Annotated in this window: 18 protein-coding genes and 2 riboswitches; of the genes, 9 read left to right on the forward strand and 9 right to left on the reverse strand. The window is 73.5% G+C overall.

Annotated elements, in window-relative coordinates:
* The 7 genes from HT134_RS43360 to HT134_RS43390 form a co-directional block, all read right to left on the reverse strand.
* A partial coding sequence (locus HT134_RS43360) for a serine dehydratase beta chain (protein ID WP_281387916.1) occupies window positions 1-137 on the reverse strand: 137 nt, incomplete at its 3' end.
* Between the two features lie 52 nt (window positions 138-189).
* Window positions 190-579 (reverse strand): glycine cleavage system protein GcvH, encoded by a 390-nt coding sequence (gcvH, locus tag HT134_RS43365; RefSeq protein WP_175606339.1) that lies wholly within the window; start codon window positions 577-579, stop codon window positions 190-192.
* Window positions 576-1,661 (reverse strand): glycine cleavage system aminomethyltransferase GcvT, encoded by a 1,086-nt coding sequence (gene gcvT, locus HT134_RS43370; RefSeq protein ID WP_175606340.1) that lies wholly within the window; start codon window positions 1,659-1,661, stop codon window positions 576-578. Before gcvT ends, gcvH begins: the two co-directional genes overlap by 4 nt.
* A gap of 32 nt (window positions 1,662-1,693) precedes the next feature.
* A riboswitch (glycine riboswitch) is annotated at window positions 1,694-1,789 on the reverse strand.
* A riboswitch (glycine riboswitch) is annotated at window positions 1,790-1,887 on the reverse strand.
* A 75-nt stretch (window positions 1,888-1,962) separates the two neighbouring features.
* Window positions 1,963-2,652: a gamma-glutamyl-gamma-aminobutyrate hydrolase family protein gene (locus HT134_RS43375; protein ID WP_175606341.1), complete on the reverse strand. Its 690-nt coding sequence runs from the start codon at window positions 2,650-2,652 to the stop codon at window positions 1,963-1,965.
* 13 nt (window positions 2,653-2,665) lie between these two features.
* A complete protein-coding gene (locus HT134_RS43380; RefSeq protein WP_175606342.1) occupies window positions 2,666-3,430 on the reverse strand; it encodes a 3-oxoacyl-ACP reductase in 765 nt (254 codons plus the stop codon).
* 5 nt (window positions 3,431-3,435) lie between these two features.
* Window positions 3,436-4,779 carry an aldehyde dehydrogenase family protein gene (locus HT134_RS43385; protein ID WP_175606343.1) on the reverse strand — a complete coding sequence of 448 codons (1,344 nt, stop codon included), beginning with the start codon at window positions 4,777-4,779 and terminating at the stop codon, window positions 3,436-3,438.
* A 21-nt stretch (window positions 4,780-4,800) separates the two neighbouring features.
* On the reverse strand, window positions 4,801-6,171 hold the full coding sequence (locus tag HT134_RS43390) for a glutamine synthetase family protein (RefSeq protein ID WP_175606380.1): 1,371 nt from the start codon (window positions 6,169-6,171) through the stop codon (window positions 4,801-4,803).
* Window positions 6,172-6,341: 170 nt separating this feature from the next.
* On the opposite strand from HT134_RS43390, the gene HT134_RS43395 reads away from it, so the two are divergent.
* The 3 genes from HT134_RS43395 to HT134_RS43405 are packed head-to-tail and all read left to right on the forward strand — an operon-like array spanning window position 6,342 to window position 8,262.
* Entirely contained in the window at window positions 6,342-7,046 is a 705-nt protein-coding gene (locus HT134_RS43395; RefSeq protein WP_175606344.1) for a FadR/GntR family transcriptional regulator, read from the forward strand.
* Window positions 7,047-7,100: 54 nt separating this feature from the next.
* Window positions 7,101-7,856: a hypothetical protein gene (locus HT134_RS43400; protein WP_175606345.1), complete on the forward strand. Its 756-nt coding sequence runs from the start codon at window positions 7,101-7,103 to the stop codon at window positions 7,854-7,856.
* Between the two features lie 13 nt (window positions 7,857-7,869).
* Window positions 7,870-8,262: a hypothetical protein gene (locus HT134_RS43405; protein WP_175606346.1), complete on the forward strand. Its 393-nt coding sequence runs from the start codon at window positions 7,870-7,872 to the stop codon at window positions 8,260-8,262.
* 90 nt (window positions 8,263-8,352) lie between these two features.
* Here the strand turns inward: HT134_RS43405 and HT134_RS43410 are convergent, their stop codons facing one another.
* Together HT134_RS43410 and HT134_RS43415 are read right to left on the reverse strand one after the other, a co-directional pair.
* Window positions 8,353-9,159 (reverse strand): SGNH/GDSL hydrolase family protein, encoded by an 807-nt coding sequence (locus HT134_RS43410; protein ID WP_175606347.1) that lies wholly within the window; start codon window positions 9,157-9,159, stop codon window positions 8,353-8,355.
* Window positions 9,156-9,806, reverse strand: a complete 651-nt coding sequence (locus HT134_RS43415) for a PadR family transcriptional regulator (RefSeq protein WP_175606348.1) — start codon at window positions 9,804-9,806, stop codon at window positions 9,156-9,158. The genes HT134_RS43410 and HT134_RS43415 overlap by 4 nt, the downstream gene beginning before the upstream one ends.
* Before the next feature lie 406 nt (window positions 9,807-10,212).
* Here HT134_RS43415 and HT134_RS43420 point away from each other — a divergent pair, with 406 nt between their 5' ends.
* From HT134_RS43420 to HT134_RS43445, 6 genes are all read left to right on the forward strand, one after another.
* Entirely contained in the window at window positions 10,213-11,958 is a 1,746-nt protein-coding gene (locus HT134_RS43420) for an ABC transporter ATP-binding protein (RefSeq protein WP_175606349.1), read from the forward strand.
* 53 nt (window positions 11,959-12,011) lie between these two features.
* Window positions 12,012-13,661 carry a urocanate hydratase gene (hutU, locus tag HT134_RS43425; protein WP_175606350.1) on the forward strand — a complete coding sequence of 550 codons (1,650 nt, stop codon included), beginning with the start codon at window positions 12,012-12,014 and terminating at the stop codon, window positions 13,659-13,661.
* A 126-nt stretch (window positions 13,662-13,787) separates the two neighbouring features.
* Window positions 13,788-14,597 carry a MurR/RpiR family transcriptional regulator gene (locus tag HT134_RS43430; RefSeq protein WP_175606351.1) on the forward strand — a complete coding sequence of 270 codons (810 nt, stop codon included), beginning with the start codon at window positions 13,788-13,790 and terminating at the stop codon, window positions 14,595-14,597.
* A 119-nt stretch (window positions 14,598-14,716) separates the two neighbouring features.
* Window positions 14,717-15,403, forward strand: coding sequence for an SDR family oxidoreductase (locus HT134_RS43435; RefSeq protein ID WP_175606352.1), 687 nt, complete (start codon window positions 14,717-14,719; stop codon window positions 15,401-15,403).
* Window positions 15,404-15,468: 65 nt separating this feature from the next.
* Window positions 15,469-16,773: an allantoate amidohydrolase gene (locus tag HT134_RS43440; protein WP_175606353.1), complete on the forward strand. Its 1,305-nt coding sequence runs from the start codon at window positions 15,469-15,471 to the stop codon at window positions 16,771-16,773.
* Complete coding sequence (locus HT134_RS43445) at window positions 16,764-18,089, forward strand: formimidoylglutamate deiminase (RefSeq protein ID WP_175606354.1); 1,326 nt, start codon at window positions 16,764-16,766, stop codon at window positions 18,087-18,089. The genes HT134_RS43440 and HT134_RS43445 overlap by 10 nt, the downstream gene beginning before the upstream one ends.
* Window positions 18,090-18,107 lie beyond the last annotated feature (18 nt).

The following is an 18,107-nucleotide window of genomic DNA, read 5'->3' on the forward strand; positions in this document are numbered from 1 at the left end:
ACGCGGGCGACCTGGTCCAGCAGGCCGTCCTGGTCGAGGCCGCGCGCGAACTTGTGCGCGGCGGCCATCGGGCCGCCGGTGTGCGAGCTCGACGGGCCGATGCCGACCTTGAACAGGTCGAAGACGCTGATCGCCATTGATGTGCGCCCCTTCAGCAGGGCCGGGGCCCGGCGGGCCCCGGCGGGTGGGTCAGGACTCGCCCGAGGTGAGGGCTGTGTACTCCTCGGCCGAGAGCAGGTCCTCGGGGTCGCCCTCGACGCGCACGCGGAACATCCAGCCCTCGCCGTACGGGTCGTTGTTGACCAGCGAGGGGTCGTCCACCACGGCCTGGTTCACCTCGACGACCTCGCCGCCGACGGGGGAGTAGATCTCGCTCACCGACTTGGTGGACTCCACCTCGCCGACCGAGTCACCGGCCGCGACGGTCGTGCCCGCGTCGGGGAGCTGGACGTACACCACGTCGCCAAGGGCCTCGGCGGCGTACGCCGTGATGCCGATCGTCACCGTGATGGCCTCGTCAACGCCGGCCACCCACTCGTGCTCCTTGGTGTAGCTCAGCTCGTCAGGGATTTCGCTCACTTGTTCCTCCTGTAGAAAGGCAGCTCCACGAGGTCCATCGCCTCATGGCTGCCCCGGATGTCCACGGCCAGACCTTCGCCGGCCCCGGTGTCGACGTAGGCCATCGCGATGGGCTTGCCCAGAGTCTGGGAAGGGGCACCGCTGGTGACCTCGCCGACGACGGCACCGTCCCGGGTGACCGGGTACCCGTGACGGGGCACCCGGCGGCCCCGGGCGACCAGACCGACGAGCCGGCGGCGCGGCGGCGTGTCCTTGACCGCCTCCAGCGCCGACCTGCCGACGAAGTCGCCCGGCTTGTCGAATTTCACCACCCTGCCCAGCCCGGCGTCGAACGGGGTCAGGTCGGGGCCCAGCTCGTTGCCGTACAGCGGCATGCCCGCCTCCAGGCGCAGCGTGTCACGGCTGGACAGGCCGGCCGGCCGCAGCCCGTACGGCTCGCCGGCCCGCGTGAGGGCGTGCCAGAGCGGCACGGCGTCCTCGTTGGCCACGAACAGCTCGAACCCGTCCTCGCCGGTGTAGCCGGTGCGCGCGATCAGCGCCTGCCGGCCGTCGACCACGCCGGGCAGCCCCGCGTAGTACTTGAGTCCGGGCAGGTCGGCGTCGGTGAGGGTGGCGAGGATCTCCTGGGCGCGCGGCCCCTGCACGGCGATCAGCGCGTACCGGTCGGAGCGGTCCTCGACCACCGCGTCGTACGGCTTGGCGCGATCGGCCAGCTCGGCGGCCACCTTCGCGTAGTTGGAGGCGTTGGCCACGACCATGAACTCCTCGTCGCCCAGCCGGTAGACGATGAGGTCGTCGAGCACTCCGCCGCGCTCGTTGACGATCATGGTGTAGCGGGCCCGGCCCGGGACGAGCGCCGACAGGTGGCCGACGAGCGCGTAGTCGAGCGCCTGGCCGGCCTGCGGCCCGGTGACGAAGATCTCGCCCATGTGCGAGAGGTCGAACAGCCCGGCCGCGGTCCGCACGGCGTTGTGCTCGGCGGACTCGCTGCCGTAGCGCAGCGGCATGAGCCATCCGGCGAAGTCGGTGAGTGTCGCGCCGAGACTCTCGTGGACGTCTCGCAACGGTGTAGGTCGGGACATTTCGCACCTCAGGGCAGGGTCGGATGCCAGGATCCTCCCCCTCTGTCATGGATGCCTGAGAGCTTCGCCCGGGCTTTGCCGGACTTTCACCTTCGGCGAGGCCCGCGGGCCTGCTTTCCAGAGGTCACCTCGTCCGCGCGGTCCTTTGCCTTGAGAGGTTCGCGGGGAGGGCTTGCTCCTTCAGGGGCCCTGGATGGCGGTCAGGGCGCTCTCCCGCACGGTTTCGACGGTGATGCCCGCCAGCCTAGTGCCGGAACGGGGCTGTTGTCGCGTGCGGGCGCCGCGCCCCGCCTCCCGCGCCTCAGCAGGCGGCGACCAGGGCCTCGAACAGGGCGCCGTCGGCCGCCGCCTCCGGATGCCACTGCACGGCCACGGCGAACGGGTGGTCGTCCAGCTCCACGGCCTCCACCGTGCCGTCGGCGGCCGTGGCCGTCACGCTCAGCCCCAGCCCGAGCCGGTCGACGGCCTGGTGGTGGTAGTGCGGCACCTCCACGGGCTCCGTGCCGATCGCCTTGGCCAGCCGGGAGCCCGGCACGGGCCGTACGGGCAGGTGGCCGAACACGCCCGGCCCGGGGGAGTGCTCGGTGTGGCCCACCACGTCCGGCAGGTGCTGGTGGAGGCTGCCGTCGAGCGCGACGTTGAGCACCTGGAGCCCGCGGCAGACGCCCAGGTAGGGCAGCTCCCGCTCCAGCGCCGCCTCCAGCAGGGCGAACTCGGCGTCGTCGCGGAAGCCGCGGACGTAGCTGACCCGCTCGTGCGGCTCCTCCTGGTAGTGGGCGGGGTCGATGTCGCCCCCGCCGGCCAGGATCAGCCCGTCCAGCCGCGTCACCACCGGGCCGGGCTCGCCGGCCGGCGGCAGCAGCACCGGCTGGCCGCCGGCCCGCACCACCTGCTCCACGTACATGAACGGCAGGAGCGCGGCGTCCAGCTCCCAGACGGTGTAACGGGCCGGCTCCACGTACGTCGTGATGCCGATGACCGGACGGGACACGATCAGCACCTCCTTACAGCGGCGTCACGTACGCGCCGGAGATGCCCCCGTCGACGAGGAACTCCGACGCCGTGATGAACGACGAGTCGTCGCTGGCCAGGAACGCCACCGCGGCGGCGATCTCCGACGCCTCGGCGAAGCGGCCGACCGGCACGTGCACGAGCCGGCGCTGGGCGCGCTCGGGGTCCTTGGCGAACAGCTCCTGGAGCAGCGGCGTGTTGACCGGCCCCGGGCACAGGGCGTTGACCCGGATGCCCTCGCGGGCGAACTGCACGCCGAGCTCGCGCGACATGGCGAGCACGCCGCCCTTGGAGGCGGTGTAGGAGATCTGCGAGGTCGCCGACCCCATGACCGCCACGAACGACGCCGTGTTGATGATCGAGCCCTTGCCCTGGCGCCGCATGTACGGGATGGCGTGCTTGCAGCACAGATAGACGCTGGTCAGGTTGACCTCCTGGACGCGCCGCCAGGCGTCGAGCCCGGTCTCCAGGATCGAGTCGTCGTCGGGCGGCGAGATGCCGGCGTTGTTGAACGCGACGTCCACGCTGCCGTAGGTGTCGAACGCGGTCCGGTACATGCGCTCGACGTCGGCCTCGCTGGTCACGTCCGCCCGCACGAACAGCCCGCCGACCTCGGAGGCGGCCTTGGTGCCCGCCTCCTCGTCGACGTCCACGCACACGACCCGGGCGCCCTCCTCGGCGAACCGGCGGGCCGTGGCCAGCCCGATGCCGCTGCCCGCGCCGGTGATGACGGCGACGCGGTCCTGCAAACGCTGCATGAGTGTCACTCCGATGAGATGAAGACGTTCTTGGTCTCGGTGAAGGCGGACAGGGCGTCGGGGCCGAGCTCGCGGCCGAGGCCGGACTCCTTGAAGCCGCCGAACGGCGTCCAGTAGCGCACCGACGAGTTGGAGTTGACCGACAGGGCGCCGGCCTCGACCGCTCGGGCCACGCGCAGCGCCCGCCCGACGTCGCGCGTCCAGATGGAGCCGCTCAGGCCGTAACGGGTGTCGTTGGCGATCCGGACGGCCTCCGCCTCGTCGGCGAACGGCACGACCGACACGACCGGCCCGAAGATCTCCTCGGTGAAGGCGCGGTCGGTGACCTTCGAGGTCAGGACCGTCGCCGGGAACCAGTAGCCCTTGCCCTGCGGGCACGTGCCCTGCAGGTGGGGCCGGTCCTCGACGAAGCCGCGCACCCGCTCCAGGTGCTCGGCGCTGACCAGCGGCCCCATCTCGGTGCTCTCGTCGAGCGGGTCGCCCACCTTGAGGCCGAGCACGGCCGGCGCGAGGCGGTCGAGGAACTCGTCGTACACCTCGGCCTGGACGAGCAGCCGCGAACGGGCGCAGCAGTCCTGGCCGGAGTTGTCGAAGACCGCGTAGGGGGCGCTGCGGGCGGCCTTGTCCAGGTCGGCGTCGGCGAAGACGATGTTGGCCGACTTGCCGCCGAGCTCCAGCGTGACGCGCTTGACGTGCGCCGCCGCCTTGGCCGCGATCTCCTTGCCGACCTCGGTCGAGCCGGTGAACACGATCTTGGCCACGTCCGGGTGCTCGACCAGCCGGGCCCCCGCCACCTCCCCTGCCCCAGGCAGCACCTGGAGCACCCCCTCGGGGAGGCCCGCGGCCAGGGCCAGCTCGGCCAGCCTCAGCGCGGTCAGCGGGGTCCACTCGGCGGGCTTGACGATCACCGTGTTGCCCGCCGCGAGCGCCGGCGCGACGCCCCAGCTGGTGATCAGCATCGGGAAGTTCCAGGGCACGATGACGCCCACGACGCCCAGCGGCTCCTGGAACGTGACGTCCACGCCCCCGGGCACCGGGATCTGCTTGCCGTGGTTGCGCTCGGGCGCCCCCGCGTAGAAGTGCAGCACGTCGCGGACCGCGCCCGCCTCCCAGCGGGAGTTGCCGATCGGGTGGCCGGCGTTGGCCGTCTCCAGCCGCGCCAGCTCCTCGCCGTGCGCGTCCACCAGGTCGGCGAAGCGGCGCAGCAGCCGCGCCCGGTCCCCGGGCGCCACCTCGCGCCAGGACGCGTAGGCGCGCCTGGCCCGCTCCACCGCGCGGTCCACCTCGGCCGCGTCGGCCATCTCGACGTCCGCGACGACCTCTTCGGTCGCCGGATTGATGATCTTCATGCCTTGCCCGTCACAGTCCGTTCACATCCGTTCGAAGCCGCGGTACAGCTCCCAGTCCGTCACCGCCGCGTCGAAGGCGGTCAGCTCCACTCTGGCGCAGTTGGCGTAGTGCTCGACCACGTCCTCGCCGAACGCCTCCCGGGCCAGCTTGGAGCCCTCGAACAGGGCCAGCGCGTCGCGCAGCGTGTGCGGCACGGTCTCGGCGCCCGAGGCGTAGGCGTTGCCCCCGAACGGCTCCTCCAGCGGCAGCTCGTTCTCGATGCCGTGCAGCCCCGCCGCCACCAGCGCCGACACGGCGAGGTACGGGTTGACGTCGCCGCCCGGCACCCGGTTCTCCACCCGCAGCGACGGCCCGTGGCCCACCAGGCGCAGCGCGCAGGTCCGGTTGTCCACGCCCCACTTGACCGCGGTCGGCGCGAAGCTGCCCGGCACGTACCTCTTGTACGAGTTGATGTTCGGCGCGAACAGCAGCGTGAGCTCCCGCATGCAGGCGAGCTGCCCGGCGATGAAGCGCGCGCCCAGCTCCGACATCCCGTACGCCCCGTCGCCCGCCATGACCGGATCGCCGTCGCGGCTCCGCACCGAGATGTGGATGTGGCAGGAGTTGCCCTCACGCTGGTTCGGCTTGGCCATGAAGGTGATCGAGCGGCCCTCCTGGGCGGCGATCTCCTTGGCGCCGTTCTTGTAGATCGCGTGGTTGTCGCAGGTGCGCAGCGCCTCGTCGTAGCGGAAGGCGATCTCGTGCTGGCCGAGGTTGCACTCGCCCTTGGCCGACTCGACGTACATGCCGGCGCCCTCCATCTCGCGCCGGATCCGGCGCAGCAGGGGCTCCACGCGGGCGGTGCCGAGCAGGGAGTAGTCGACGTTGTAGAGGTTGGCCGGGTTCAGGTCGCGGTAGCCGCGCCGCTGGGCGTCCTCGTAGCTGTCGTCGTAGACCACGAACTCCAGCTCGGTGCCGACGTAGGCGTCCAGGCCGTGCTCGGCCAGGCGGGCGAGCTGGCGGCGCAGGATCTGCCGGGGCGAGGCGGTCACGTCGGAGCCGTCCTCCCACGCCAGGTCGGCCATGAGCATGGCCGTGCCCTCCTGCCACGGGACGCGGCGCAGCGTGGACAGGTCGGGGCGCATGACGAAGTCGCCGTAGCCCCGCTCCCAGGACGACATGGCGTAGCCGGAGACCGTGTTCATGTCCACGTCCACGGCCAGCAGGTAGTTGCAGCCCTCGGAGCCGTGGTGCAGGACCTCCTCCAGGAAGTACCGCGCGGACAGCCGCTTGCCCTGCAGCCGGCCCTGCATGTCGGCGATGGCGAGCAGCACGGTGTCGATCCGCCCGGCCGCCACCTCCTCGCGCAGCTCCTCCACCCCGAGAAGGCCGGGCCCGCCTGGCGTGTTCACCTCGCTCACGTGCTCGCTCCCATCCGGATGACGCGCTTTCCCGTTGATTGGGCTAGTGTTAGACCATTGAGGTCCATGGTGGGATGGATTGTCAAGACCCCAGGAGACGGTGCCCGATGGCCGGGCCGGTGACACGCCCCGAGGACACAGTGGACGACTCTGCGCGACTGATGACGGTGCTCCGCCCGGTGCGGGCGGGCAACGCCTTCGAGGAGACCGTGGAACGGCTCCTCCAGGCGATCAAGCTCGGCGTGGTCGCGCCGGGGGCCAAGCTCCCGCCCGAGCGCGAGCTCGCCGTCCAGCTCGGCATCAGCAGGGTGACCCTGCGCGAGGCCATCAGGGCCCTGCAGGAGGCGGGCTATCTCGACGTACGGCGGGGCCGCTACGGCGGCGCGTTCGTCACCTACGTCCCGCCCCAGCCGGGAACGGGTGACCTGCGCCGCGTCGTGGCCGACATGGGCACCGCCGACCTGACGGACGCCCTGACGTTCCGGATGGCGGTGGAGTGCGGCGCCGCCGCCGTGCTGGCCGCGAGCGAGCTGACCGACGAGCAGCGGGCGGTGCTGCGGCGCCGCCTGGCCGACCTCGACGAGGCCCGCGTCGAGGACTACCGGCGCCTCGACACCGCCTTCCACCTGTCGATCGCCGAGCTCACCGGCTCCCCGCTGCTCGCCGCCACCTGCGCCGACGCCCGCCTGCGGGTCAGCGACCTGCTCAACGCCATCCCCATGCTCCAGGTCAACCTGGAACACGCGGCGAGCCAGCACCAGGCGATCGTCGCCGCCATCCTGGCCGGCGACCCCGAGGCGGCCCGCCGCGCCGTCGCCGAGCACCTGGAGGGCACCGCCGCGTTGCTTCGCGCGTTCCTCTCCTGAGATCGTTTTCGCCACATATGGGTATGGCGGGCTCGTAGCATCGAAGACGAGGTCATGGGGAACTGGTTCGAGCAGAGCATCATCGCGACGGGACGGCTGCCGCTGTTCTGCTTCTTCGTCGCGCTCATCGTCTCGTTCGTCGCCACCCGCATCAACGTCCGGCTGATCAGGGCGAAGATCGGCTGGTTCCGCGACGTCAACGTCGGGGAGATGCACATCCACCACGTCGTCTTCGGCGTGGTGCTCATGCTCGTGGGCGGCGTCACCGGACTGATCGTCTCGTCGGCGTCGCAGGTCAGCTATGCCGCCGCGGCCTCGATCTTCGGGATCGGCTCGGCGCTCGTGCTCGACGAGTTCGCGCTCATCCTGCACCTGCACGACGTGTACTGGGAGGAGGAGGGGCGCACCTCGGTCGACGCGGTGTTCGTCGCGGTCGCCGTCACGGGGCTGCTGCTCATGGGCCTGCGCCCGCTGAGCTGGGACTACGGCACCCCCGTCAACCCCGCCGTGCTCATCGTGGCCAACCTCGTGCTGGCCGTCGTCACCCTGCTCAAGGGCAAGATCTGGACCGGGCTCGTGGGCCTGTTCGTGCCCGTGCTGCTCATGGTGGGCGCCGTCCGGCTGGCGCGGCCCGGGTCGCCGTGGGCGCACTGGTTCTTCGCCGGACGTTCGTCGCGCAAGATGGCCAAGGCCGTCCACCGGGAGGAGCGGTGGCGCCGGCCGGTGATCACCGCCAAGATCGCCTTCCAGGAGTTCGTGTCGGGCCGGCACGACCTGCCGTCCACGCGGCGCGGCCGCCGGCTCCCCTGAGAGAGGAGTCACCATGAGGGACGAGGTCGTGGACGGAGGCTCGGGCGGGGGCCTGGACGAGACCGCCTCGGACGAGCAGGTCGGCCTCATGGTGCGCGACCTGCACGAGCGCGGCCTGGCCGGTGACCTGGCGGGGGTCGCGGCGGCGGCCGGGGGCCGCTCGTTCCGGGAGCTGGAGGCGCTGGGCCGGCCGCACGTCGCCGCGTTCTCGCTGCCGGAGCTGGTGATGCGGCTGGAGTTCGCCGAGCTGATCCCGGACGAGGACTTCGAGGCCGCCGGGGTGGCGCCGGACGAGGTCGCCGGGGTGCGGGGCTTCGCGCTGGCGTGGGTGGAGGACGTCAAGCTGCGCCGGGCCGAGGAGGGCGACACCGACGTGGACGACCCGGACGTACCGGAGATCGACTGACACCGGGCCGTCCCCGGACGGCCGCACGACCGGCCCGGCCTCTCACTCCACGACCGGCCCGGCCTCTCACTCCGCGACCGGCCCGGCTTCTCAGTCCGCGACCGGCGCGGCCTCTCGCTCCGCGGCGACGGGGCGGGCGACGGGCAGGAGGGCCGGGCGCTTGGCCGTGCGGCCGTCGCCGGAGGAACGGCCGCGCAGGCGGCGGCGGACCCACGGCGCGGCGAACTCCGCGAACCAGCGCAGCTCTCCCCGCGCCACCCGCCACGGAGTGGGCCGGGGGAGGGCGGGCAGCGGAAGGGTCCACGAGTCGTCGCTGCCGGGCAGCCCCAGGGTGTGCGCCATCGCTGCGGCGATGCGGGCGTGGCCGAGCGGGCCGGCGTGCAGCCGGTCGAGGCTCCACAGCCGCGCGTCGGTGACGGCCGCGTGCGGGAACGTGTCCACGACCAGGACGTCGTGCCGTTCGGCCGCGGCGAGGACGCGGGCGTTGAGGTCGATCACCCGGGGCAGCAGCGGACGGGCCATGGGGACGATGCGGCCGACGTCCGGGAAGGTCACGGTCAGGACGGTCGCGCCCGCGCCGGTCAGCGCCGCGAACATGTCCTCCAGCGCGTCCGCCACCGCCGCGGCGTCGAAGCGGGGACGGATCAGGTCGTTCATGCCGGCCATGACGGTCGCGAGGTCGGGCCGCAGCGCCAGGGCGGGGGCGAGCTGCTCGTCGCGCACCTGGGTGGCCAGCCGGCCGCGCACGGCCAGGTTCGCGTAGAGCAGGCCGGGCTCGCGCTCGGCGAGCAGCTCGGCGAACCGGTCGGCCCAGCCGCGCAGGCCGCCGGCCTCGTCGGCGTCGCCGAGCCCCTCGGTCTGGCTGTCGCCGAGGGCGACGTAACGCGTGTGGGTCATCGCGGGTCCTCTCGCTCGCTGTTCGTCGCCGGCCGGTCGGCGACGGACGGGACGGACGGTGCGGGGTCTGCGGGCCGGTCGGCGCCGGCGGGCGTGGCGGCGCGTTCGGTCAGGACGCGGGCCGTGGCCAGGCACCAGTCGCGCATCTCCCGCTCCAGCCGGCACCCGCCCAGGCACGACAGGTACGGGCCGACGCGCTCGCCCCGGCGCAGGAACTCCTCCTCGGCCAGGTCACCCCGCAGCCGGCGCAGTGTCCGCTCGAACAGCTCCAGCTTGGCCGCGGCCTCCTCGGCCCGTTCGAGGAGCTGCGCGATCACCGGGGCCGGGTCGAGCCCGTCCACGGCGTGCACCTTGACCGCCAGGTCGTAGCGGATCAGCAGCGGCTTGCCGGGCGCGGCGGCGAACGCGGCCAGCTCGGCGATGCCCGCCTCGGTGACCGTGAAGACCCGCTTGTTCGGCCGGCCGTGCTGCACGACCTCCCGGCCGCTGACCAGGCCGTCGGCCTCCAGCCGGGCCAGCTCGGCGTAGAGCTGCTGGGGGGCGGCGTACCAGAAGTTGGCCACGCCCACGTCGAAGATCTTGGCGAGCTGGTAGCCGCTGTGCTCGCCGTCGAGCAGCGCCGCCAGCACCGCGTGCCTGAGGGCCACCCGTCATCCCTCATAGTCATGTCGATGACTACTCATGGACATGACTATAGGGACGCCTCCGCCGGCTCGCCAGCCCCGGGACCAGAGGGCGGTGACCGAGCGCAGCGCCGGACCGGCGCCAGGGCCGACGTCGTCGAGCGAGGTGAGGGGGCCGTTGTCGTCCGGGAACGTGCCGGTGCCGCGGCGGTCCTCGTCGCGGAACGTCCCGGGCGCGTTCGGGTGTGGCCGATCGCGAGGTCTCCGCGGGGAGATCGCGAAGCCCTCCTCCTCGGGGAGGAGTCCGGAGGGCGGAGCGTCAACCGAAGTTGACATACTTTGGTCGTCAATTTAGGTTGACGGGTGCCGAACGTGCGCGCCCGTTCGTTGGGCGTTTCAGGATTGATCGAGATGTGTCGCGAAAGGAGGCGTGGTGATCAAGGAGCTGCTCTCCTACGTTCGCCCGCACCGGGGGATCCTCGTCATCGGGGGGTTACTGGGCCTGGTCGGCTCGGTGGCGGGGCTCGCCATGCCGTTGCTGGCCAAGTACGTCGTGGACGCCTTCGGGCAGGGCGGGTCGATCGCCGGCCCGCTCGCCGGGCTCACCGTGGCGGTCCTGGTCGGGGCCGTGGTGTCGGCCGGGGGCAACTACCTCATGGAGCGCACCGGCGAGGGCATCGTGCTCGGCGCCCGTCGCCGCCTCGTGGACCGGATGCTCCGCCTCAAGGTGGCCGACGTGGACCGGCTCAAGCCCGGCGACCTGCTGTCCCGGGTGACCGGCGACACGACCCTGCTGCGGGCCGTGCTGACCAACGGCATCGTCAACTCCGTCGGCGCGGTCTTCATGCTCGTCGGGGCCGTGGTCATGATGGCGGCCATGGACGGCGTGCTGCTGCTCGTCACGCTGCTCGTGGTCGTCGTGATCGGCGGCATGACGGCGCTGATCATGCCGCGGATCCAGCGGGCGCAGCAGGAGGCCCAGACGGCGGTGGGCGACATGGGCGCCGTCCTCGACCGGGCGCTCCAGGCGTACCGGACGGTCAAGGCGAGCGGGGCCGAGGAGCGGGAGATCGCGGTCGTCGGCGACGCGGCCGAGCGGGCCCGCGCCCGAGGGCTCCAGGTGGCCGGGTGGACCTCGCTGGCCGGTGTGGCCACGTGGATGGCCGTGCAGCTCGCGTTCCTCAGCGTGCTCGCGGTCGGCGGGTCGCGGGTCGCGTCCGGCGCGCTGGCGATCTCGTCGCTGATCGCGTTCCTGCTGTACCTGTTCTACCTGGTCGCGCCCATCGGGCAGCTCGTCGAGGGAGCCGTCCAGCTCCAGCAGGGCCTGGCCGCGATGAAGCGGATCAAGGAGATCGAGGACCTGCCCGCCGAGCCGGTCGCCGCCCCCGCGGCCCCCGCCGCCCGCGTCGAGGAGCGCTCCACGGCTCCGGAACGGGCCGAGCCGGTCGGGGTGCGGTTCGAGGACGTGGTGTTCCGGTACGGCGAGGACCGGCCCGCCGTGCACGACGGGGTGACCTTCGAGGTGCCCGCGGGCGGGCTGACCGCGCTCGTCGGGCCGTCCGGCGCCGGCAAGTCCACGGTCTTCGCCCTGCTCGAACGCTTCTACGACCACCAGTCCGGGTCCATCCTCGTCGGCGGTCGCGACATCCGCGACTGGCCGCTCGCCGAGCTGCGCGCCGCCCTCGGGTACGTCGAGCAGGACGCGCCCGTGCTCGCCGGGACCCTGCGCGAGAACCTCCTGTTCGCCGCCCCCGGCGCCGCCGAGGACGAGCTGTGGAGCGCGATCGCCCGCACCCGCCTCGACGACCTCGTCGCCCGGCTGCCCGAGGGACTGGAGACGCCGGTCGGCCACCGCGGCGTGCTGCTGTCCGGCGGCGAGCGGCAGCGGGTCGCCATCGCCCGGGCGCTGCTGCGCAAGCCCCGGCTGCTCCTGCTGGACGAGGCCACCTCGCAGCTCGACGCGGTCAACGAGCTGCGGCTGCGCGAGGTCATCGCCGAGGTCGCCACCGAGACCACCGTGCTGGTCATCGCGCACCGCCTGTCCACCGTGACCAACGCGGGCCGCATCGTCGTCATGGAGGGCGGCGGCGTACGGGCGTCCGGCACGCACGAGGAGCTGGTCGGCCACGACGACCTCTACCGTGAGCTGGCGGCCACCCAGTTCCTGGTGTCCTGAGGCATTGTTACTCTTCCAGAGACATAGATGAATGCCTTCATTCAGGAGGTCGCATGAGCCGCACCGTGCGCGCGCCGCGAGGCACCACGCTGACCGCGAAGGGGTGGCCCCAGGAGGCCGCCCTCCGGATGCTCCAGAACAACCTGGATCCGGAGGTGGCCGAGCACCCCGAGCAGCTGGTCGTCTACGGCGGCTCGGGCAAGGCGGCGCGCGACTGGGCGTCGTTCGACGCGCTGGTCAGGACGCTGACGACGCTGGAGGGCGACGAGACGCTGCTCGTCCAGTCCGGCCGCCCGGTCGGCGTCTTCCGCACCCACGAGTGGGCGCCGCGCGTCCTGATCGCCAACTCCAACCTGGTGCCCGACTGGGCGCACTGGGAGGAGTTCCGGCGCCTGGAGGCGGCCGGGCTCACGATGTACGGGCAGATGACCGCGGGCTCGTGGATCTACATCGGCACCCAGGGCATCCTGCAGGGCACGTACGAGACGTTCGCCGCCGTGGCCGAGAAGAAGTTCGGCGGGTCGCTGGCCGGGACGATCACGCTCACGGCCGGCCTCGGCGGCATGGGCGGCGCCCAGCCACTGGCCGTCACCCTCAACGGCGGCGTCGTCATCTGCCTCGACTGCGACCCGCGCTCGGTGTCGCGCCGCATCGAGCACCGCTACCTCGACGTCCAGGCGTCCTCGCTGGACGAGGCGCTGCGCCTGGCCTACGAGGCCCGCGACGCCCGCCGCCCGCTGTCCATCGGCGTCGTCGCCAACGCCGCCGAGGCCGTGCCCGAGCTGCTGGCCCGCGGCGCCGAGATCGACATCGTCACCGACCAGACCTCGGCCCACGACCCGCTCATGTACCTGCCGGTCGGCGTCGCGTTCGAGGACATGGCGGCCGAGCGCGACAAGGACCCGGCCGCCTTCACCCGCCGCGCCCGCGAGTCGATGGCCCGGCACGTCGAGGCCATGGTCGGCTTCAAGGACGCCGGGGCCGAGGTGTTCGACTACGGCAACTCCATCCGGGGCGAGGCGCAGCTGGCCGGCTACGAGCGGGCCTTCGACTTCCCCGGCTTCGTGCCGGCCTACATCCGGCCGCTGTTCTGCGAGGGCAAGGGCCCGTTCCGGTGGGCGGCGCTGAGCGGCGACCCGGCCGACATCGCCGCCACCGACCGCGCCGTCCTCGACCTGTTCCCGGACAACGAGCCGCTGGCGCGGTGGATCCGCGCCGCCGGGGAGAAGGTGCACTTCCAGGGGCTGCCCGCGCGCATCTGCTGGCTCGGGTACGGCGAGCGGCACCTGGCGGGCGAGCGGTTCAACGACATGGTGGCCTCCGGGGAGCTCCAGGCTCCGGTCGTCATCGGCCGCGACCACCTCGACAGCGGGTCGGTCGCCTCGCCGTACCGCGAGACCGAGGCGATGGCCGACGGCTCCGACGCGATCGCCGACTGGCCGCTGCTGAACGCCATGCTCAACACCGCCTCGGGCGCCGCCTGGGTGTCGATCCACCACGGCGGCGGCGTCGGCATGGGCCGTTCGATCCACGCAGGCCAGGTCACGGTGGCCGACGGCACGGCCCTGGCCCGCGAGAAGGTCACCCGCGTGCTGACCAACGACCCGGGCACGGGCGTGATGCGGCACGTGGACGCCGGCTACGACGAGGCGGCGCGGGTCGCGCAGGAGCGCGGCGTGCGCATCCCGATGCGGGAGTCCTGACGGCGTCGCCGGCGGCCGTTCCGGGCCCTTCGGGGAGAGGAACGGGACGGCCGCCGGTGGTGCGAGGGATGATAATGCGGCCCGCGTGGTGTTAGAGGTGGCGTGGTGGGTGGATATCACGGTGCGATGGAGCCGCTGCTCAACGGCCGGAGGCTGTCGCCCGTGCAGCGCAGGATCGCCCATTACCTGTCGGAGCACCTCGACGAGGCCATCTTCCTGTCCAGCGTGGAGCTGGCCGAGCGGGCGGGCGTGAGCCAGCCGTCGGTGACCCGGTTCGCCGTCGTGCTGGGCTTCGCCGGCTACCCGGAGCTGCGGCAGGCGCTGCGGCCCATGGTGATGGGCGGCGCGGTCGAGGCGCCGCGGGACAGCCTGCTGCGCGGCGCCTTCGACAACGAGATCCGCAACCTCACCCTGCTGCGCGAGCGCCTGGCGTCGCTGCCGCTCAAGGAGGCGGGCGAGGCGCTGGCCGCGACCGAGCCGCTGGTCGTCCTCGGGCTGCGCGTCTCGTCGGGGCTCGCCACCACGTTCGCCTACTACGCCCGCCGCATCCACCCCGACGTGCGGCTGCTCACACACGGCGGGTCGGAGCTGGCCGACGGCCTGCACGCCGCCCGCCGGGCCGGGGCGGAGTGGGTGGTGGCGGTGCTGCTGCCCCGCTACCCGGTGGAGGCGGTCCAGGCCCTGGAGTACGCCGGCAAGCTCGGCCTGCGCACGGCGGTCATCACCGACAAGCCGGGCTTCCCCGCCGAGATCGTGCTGGACGCTCCCGTGGGCGACCGGCTGGTGTTCGACTCCCACGCCGCGCCGCTGGCCCTGGCCATGGCCCTGGTGGAGGCCATGGCCGACGCGGCGCCGCTGCGCACGCAGGCGCGGCTGGAGGAGTACGAGCGGATGACCGACGAGACCGGGACGTTCGTCCAGGGCGACCCCGACTGACAGGCGGGTACGGCCGGCCGGCGATCCCGCGCCATCCACCCGGGCGCCGGCGTCATCGGCGGCGGCGCCCCCCGGCAGCTCAAGATTCGCGTACGTGTCCCGGTCGTAAACTGCTGCGCATGACCGAACGACCGACGGCGCTGGTCACCGGCGCCTCCCGGGGAGTGGGCGAGGCCGTCGCCCGGGCGCTGGCGCCCACGCACCACGTCCTGCTCGGTGGCCGCGACGCCGAGGCCCTGGGCAAGCTGGCCGGCGAGCTGCCCGACGCCCGGCCGTGGCCCGTCGAGCTGACCGAGGTCGGCCCCGCCGACGTGGCCGGCGTGGAGCGGCTCGACCTGCTCGTCCACAGTGCCGGCGTCGCCCTCCTCGGGCACGTCGCGGAGCTGACCGCCGACACCTGGCGGCGCACGATGGAGATCAACGTCGTGGCCGTGGCCGAGCTGACCCGGCTGCTGCTGCCCGCGTTGCGCGCCGCCCGCGGGCACGTGATCTGCGTCAACTCGGGCGCGGGGCAGCGCGCCAACCCCAACTGGGGCGCGTACGCGGCCAGCAAGTTCGCCCTGCGGGCCTTCGCCGACGCGCTGCGCCTGGAGGAGCCGGAGCTGCGGGTGACGACCGTCTACCCGGGCCGCGTGGACACCGACATGCAGCGCAGCGTGCGCGACCAGGAGGGCGGCGCGTACGAGCCGGACCGCTACCTGCGCGCCGACACGGTCGCCCGCGCCGTGCTGGCCGCCGTCAACGCCGGCCCGGACGCCCACCTCACCGAGATCACGCTGCGGCCCAGCGGGGGCCCGGTCGCCTGACCACCCGCCGCGCCGACTGATCACCCGCCGCCCCACTGAATGGCTTCATTCACTACAGTGGCACCATGCTGGACGACCTCGCGCGCATCGGACGCGACCCCTCCACCAACGGCTACGTCAGGGACGCCTGGTCGGCCGCCGACCTCGAGCTGCGCGAGTGGTTCAGGGGCGAGGCCGGCCGGCTCGGGCTCGACCTGCGCGAGGACCGCAACGGCAACCTGTGGGCGTGGTGGGGCGACCCGTCGCGCGAGCCCGGCGTCGTCACCGGCAGCCACCTCGACTCCGTGCGGCAGGGCGGCGCCTTCGACGGGCCGCTCGGCGTGGTCTCCGCCTTCGCGGCCCTCGACCTGCTGCGGCGGCGCGGCGTGCGGCCCGCCAGGCCGCTGGGCGTGGCCTGCTTCACCGACGAGGAGGGCGCCCGGTTCGGGGTGCCGTGCGTCGGGTCGCGGCTGCTGACCGGGGCGCTCGCCCCTGACCGGGCGCTCGGGCTGACCGACGACGCCGGCGACACGCTCGCCGACGTCCTCACCCGGGCCGGCCGCCGGCCGGGCGACCTGGGCAAGGACGACGAGACCCTGGGCATGGTCGGCACGTTCGTGGAGCTCCACGTCGAGCAGGGCCGCGGGCTGGCCGCCACGGGCAGCCCGGTCGGCGTCGCGAGCGCGATCTGGCCGCACGGCCGCTGGCGCTTCGACTTCCGCGGCCGGGCCGACCACGCGGGCACCACCCGGCTGGAGGACCGCGACGACCCGATGCTGCCGTTCGCCCGCATGGTGCTCGCGGCCCGCGAGGCGGCGGTCCGGCACGGCGTGGTCGCGACCGTGGGCCGGGCCCGGATCTCGCCGGGCAACACCAACGCCGTGCCCGGCCTGGTGTCAGCCTGGCTCGACGCGCGCGGGGCCGCCGAGACGCAGGTGCGGGCGCTGGTGGCCGAGCTCGCCGAGGCGGCCGGGGTGGAGGCGGCCGAGGAGTCGTGGACGCCGGTGGTGGACTTCGAGGCGGGACTGCGCGACCGTCTCGCCGCCGTCGCCGGCCGCGCCCTCGCCGGCCCTGAAGCGGCGCCGGGAGAGGCCCGCGCCCTCGCCGGGTCGGACAAGGCGCCCGGAGAGGCCCGCGAGCTTGCCAGTCCGGCGGCGGCGCCCGGAGACGCCCGCGACCGCGTGCGGGCCGAGGTGGCGCCCGTGCCGGTGCTCCCGACCGGCGCCGGGCACGACGCCGGGATCCTCGCGGCGGCCGGCGTGCCCACCGCGATGCTGTTCGTCCGCAACCCCACCGGCGTCTCGCACTCGCCCGAGGAGCACGCCGACCCCGCCGACTGCGAGACCGGGGTCGCCGTGCTCGCGAGCGTCCTGGAGGACCTGTGCCGCTGACGTACTGGTGCGAGCACGCCTGGCTGCCCGAGGGCGTCGCCGACGGCGTGCTCGTCGAGATCGACGGCGAGCGGATCACCCGGGTGACCCGCGGCGAGCCCGCGGGGGCCGAGCGGCTCGCCGGGCTCACCGTCCCGGGCCTGGCCAACGCCCACTCCCACGCCTTCCACCGGGCGCTGCGCGGCGTCACCCAGACGGGCCGCGGCGACTTCTGGACCTGGCGCGAGCAGATGTACGGCGTCGCCGCCCGCCTCGACCCCGACGGCTACCTCGCCCTCGCCCGCGCCGTCTACGCCGAGATGGCGCTGGCCGGGATCACCTGCGTCGGCGAGTTCCACTACCTGCACCACGGGCCGGACGGGCGGCCCTACGACGATCCCAACGCCATGGGCCACGCGCTCGTCGAGGCCGCCCGCGAGGCGGGGCTGCGGATCGCGCTGCTCGACGCCTGCTACCTGACGGGCGGGTTCGGCGAACCGCTGTCGGGCGCGCAGATCCGCTTCGGCGACGGCGACTCCGAGCGGTGGGCGGAGCGGGCCGAGGACCTGGCCGCCGCCTACGCGGGGCGGTCCGGCGTGGAGATCGGGGTGGCCGTCCACTCCGTGCGCGCGGTGCCGCCGGAGCACGTGCCCGTGGTGGCCGAGTTCTCTCACCGGCACGCCGTGCCGCTGCACGCCCACGTCTCCGAGCAGGTCGCCGAGAACGCGGCGTGCGTCGAGATGTACGCCGCGACCCCCGTGCGGATCCTGCACGAGCACGGCGCCCTCGGCCCGCGCTCCACCGCCGTCCACGCCACCCACCTGACCGAGGTGGACGTCGAGCTGCTCGGCCGGTCCGGCACCCATGTCTGCATGTGCCCCACCACCGAGCGCGACCTCGCCGACGGCATCGGCCCCGCCCGCGCGCTGTTCGACCGGGGCTCGCCGATCACGCTCGGCTCCGACAGCCACGCCGTGATCGACCTGTTCGAGGAGGCGCGGGGCGTCGAGCTGGACGAGCGGCTGGCCAGCCACCGGCGCGGCCACTGGCGGGCCGCCGAGCTGCTGACCGCCGCCACCACCGCGGGCCACACCTCGCTCGGGTTCCCGGACGCGGGGATGCTCGTGCCGGGCGCGTGGGCCGACCTGGTGTCGGTGCGCCTGGACACGGTCCGTACGGCCGGCGCTGGGGCGACGCCGGAGGCGGTGGTGTACGCGGCGACGGCGGCGGACGTGCACTCGGTGATCTCGGGGGGCCGGCGGGTGGTGAGCGACGGCCGGCACGTGCTGGGCGACGTGGGCGCCATGCTGGCCGAGGCGATCGGACGGCTGCGATGACGACCTACGGTATCCGCG

Origin of the sequence: Nonomuraea rhodomycinica (genome assembly GCF_013363995.1) — a bacterium.
GTDB lineage: Bacteria > Actinomycetota > Actinomycetes > Streptosporangiales > Streptosporangiaceae > Nonomuraea > Nonomuraea rhodomycinica.

Excerpts from the sequence above, each read along its gene's own strand:
- gcvT (WP_175606340.1), bottom strand. The coding sequence starts at position 1,661 with ATGTCCCGACCTACACCGTTGCGAGACGTCCACGAGAGTCTCGGCGCG.
- HT134_RS43380 (WP_175606342.1), bottom strand. The coding sequence starts at position 3,430 with ATGCAGCGTTTGCAGGACCGCGTCGCCGTCATCACCGGCGCGGGCAGC.
- HT134_RS43385 (WP_175606343.1), bottom strand. The coding sequence starts at position 4,779 with ATGAAGATCATCAATCCGGCGACCGAAGAGGTCGTCGCGGACGTCGAG.
- HT134_RS43395 (WP_175606344.1), top strand. The coding sequence starts at position 6,342 with ATGACGGTGCTCCGCCCGGTGCGGGCGGGCAACGCCTTCGAGGAGACC.
- HT134_RS43400 (WP_175606345.1), top strand. The coding sequence starts at position 7,101 with ATGGGGAACTGGTTCGAGCAGAGCATCATCGCGACGGGACGGCTGCCG.
- HT134_RS43405 (WP_175606346.1), top strand. The coding sequence starts at position 7,870 with ATGAGGGACGAGGTCGTGGACGGAGGCTCGGGCGGGGGCCTGGACGAG.
- HT134_RS43410 (WP_175606347.1), bottom strand. The coding sequence starts at position 9,159 with ATGACCCACACGCGTTACGTCGCCCTCGGCGACAGCCAGACCGAGGGG.
- hutU (WP_175606350.1), top strand. The coding sequence starts at position 12,012 with ATGAGCCGCACCGTGCGCGCGCCGCGAGGCACCACGCTGACCGCGAAG.
- HT134_RS43430 (WP_175606351.1), top strand. The coding sequence starts at position 13,788 with ATGGAGCCGCTGCTCAACGGCCGGAGGCTGTCGCCCGTGCAGCGCAGG.
- HT134_RS43435 (WP_175606352.1), top strand. The coding sequence starts at position 14,717 with ATGACCGAACGACCGACGGCGCTGGTCACCGGCGCCTCCCGGGGAGTG.
- HT134_RS43440 (WP_175606353.1), top strand. The coding sequence starts at position 15,469 with ATGCTGGACGACCTCGCGCGCATCGGACGCGACCCCTCCACCAACGGC.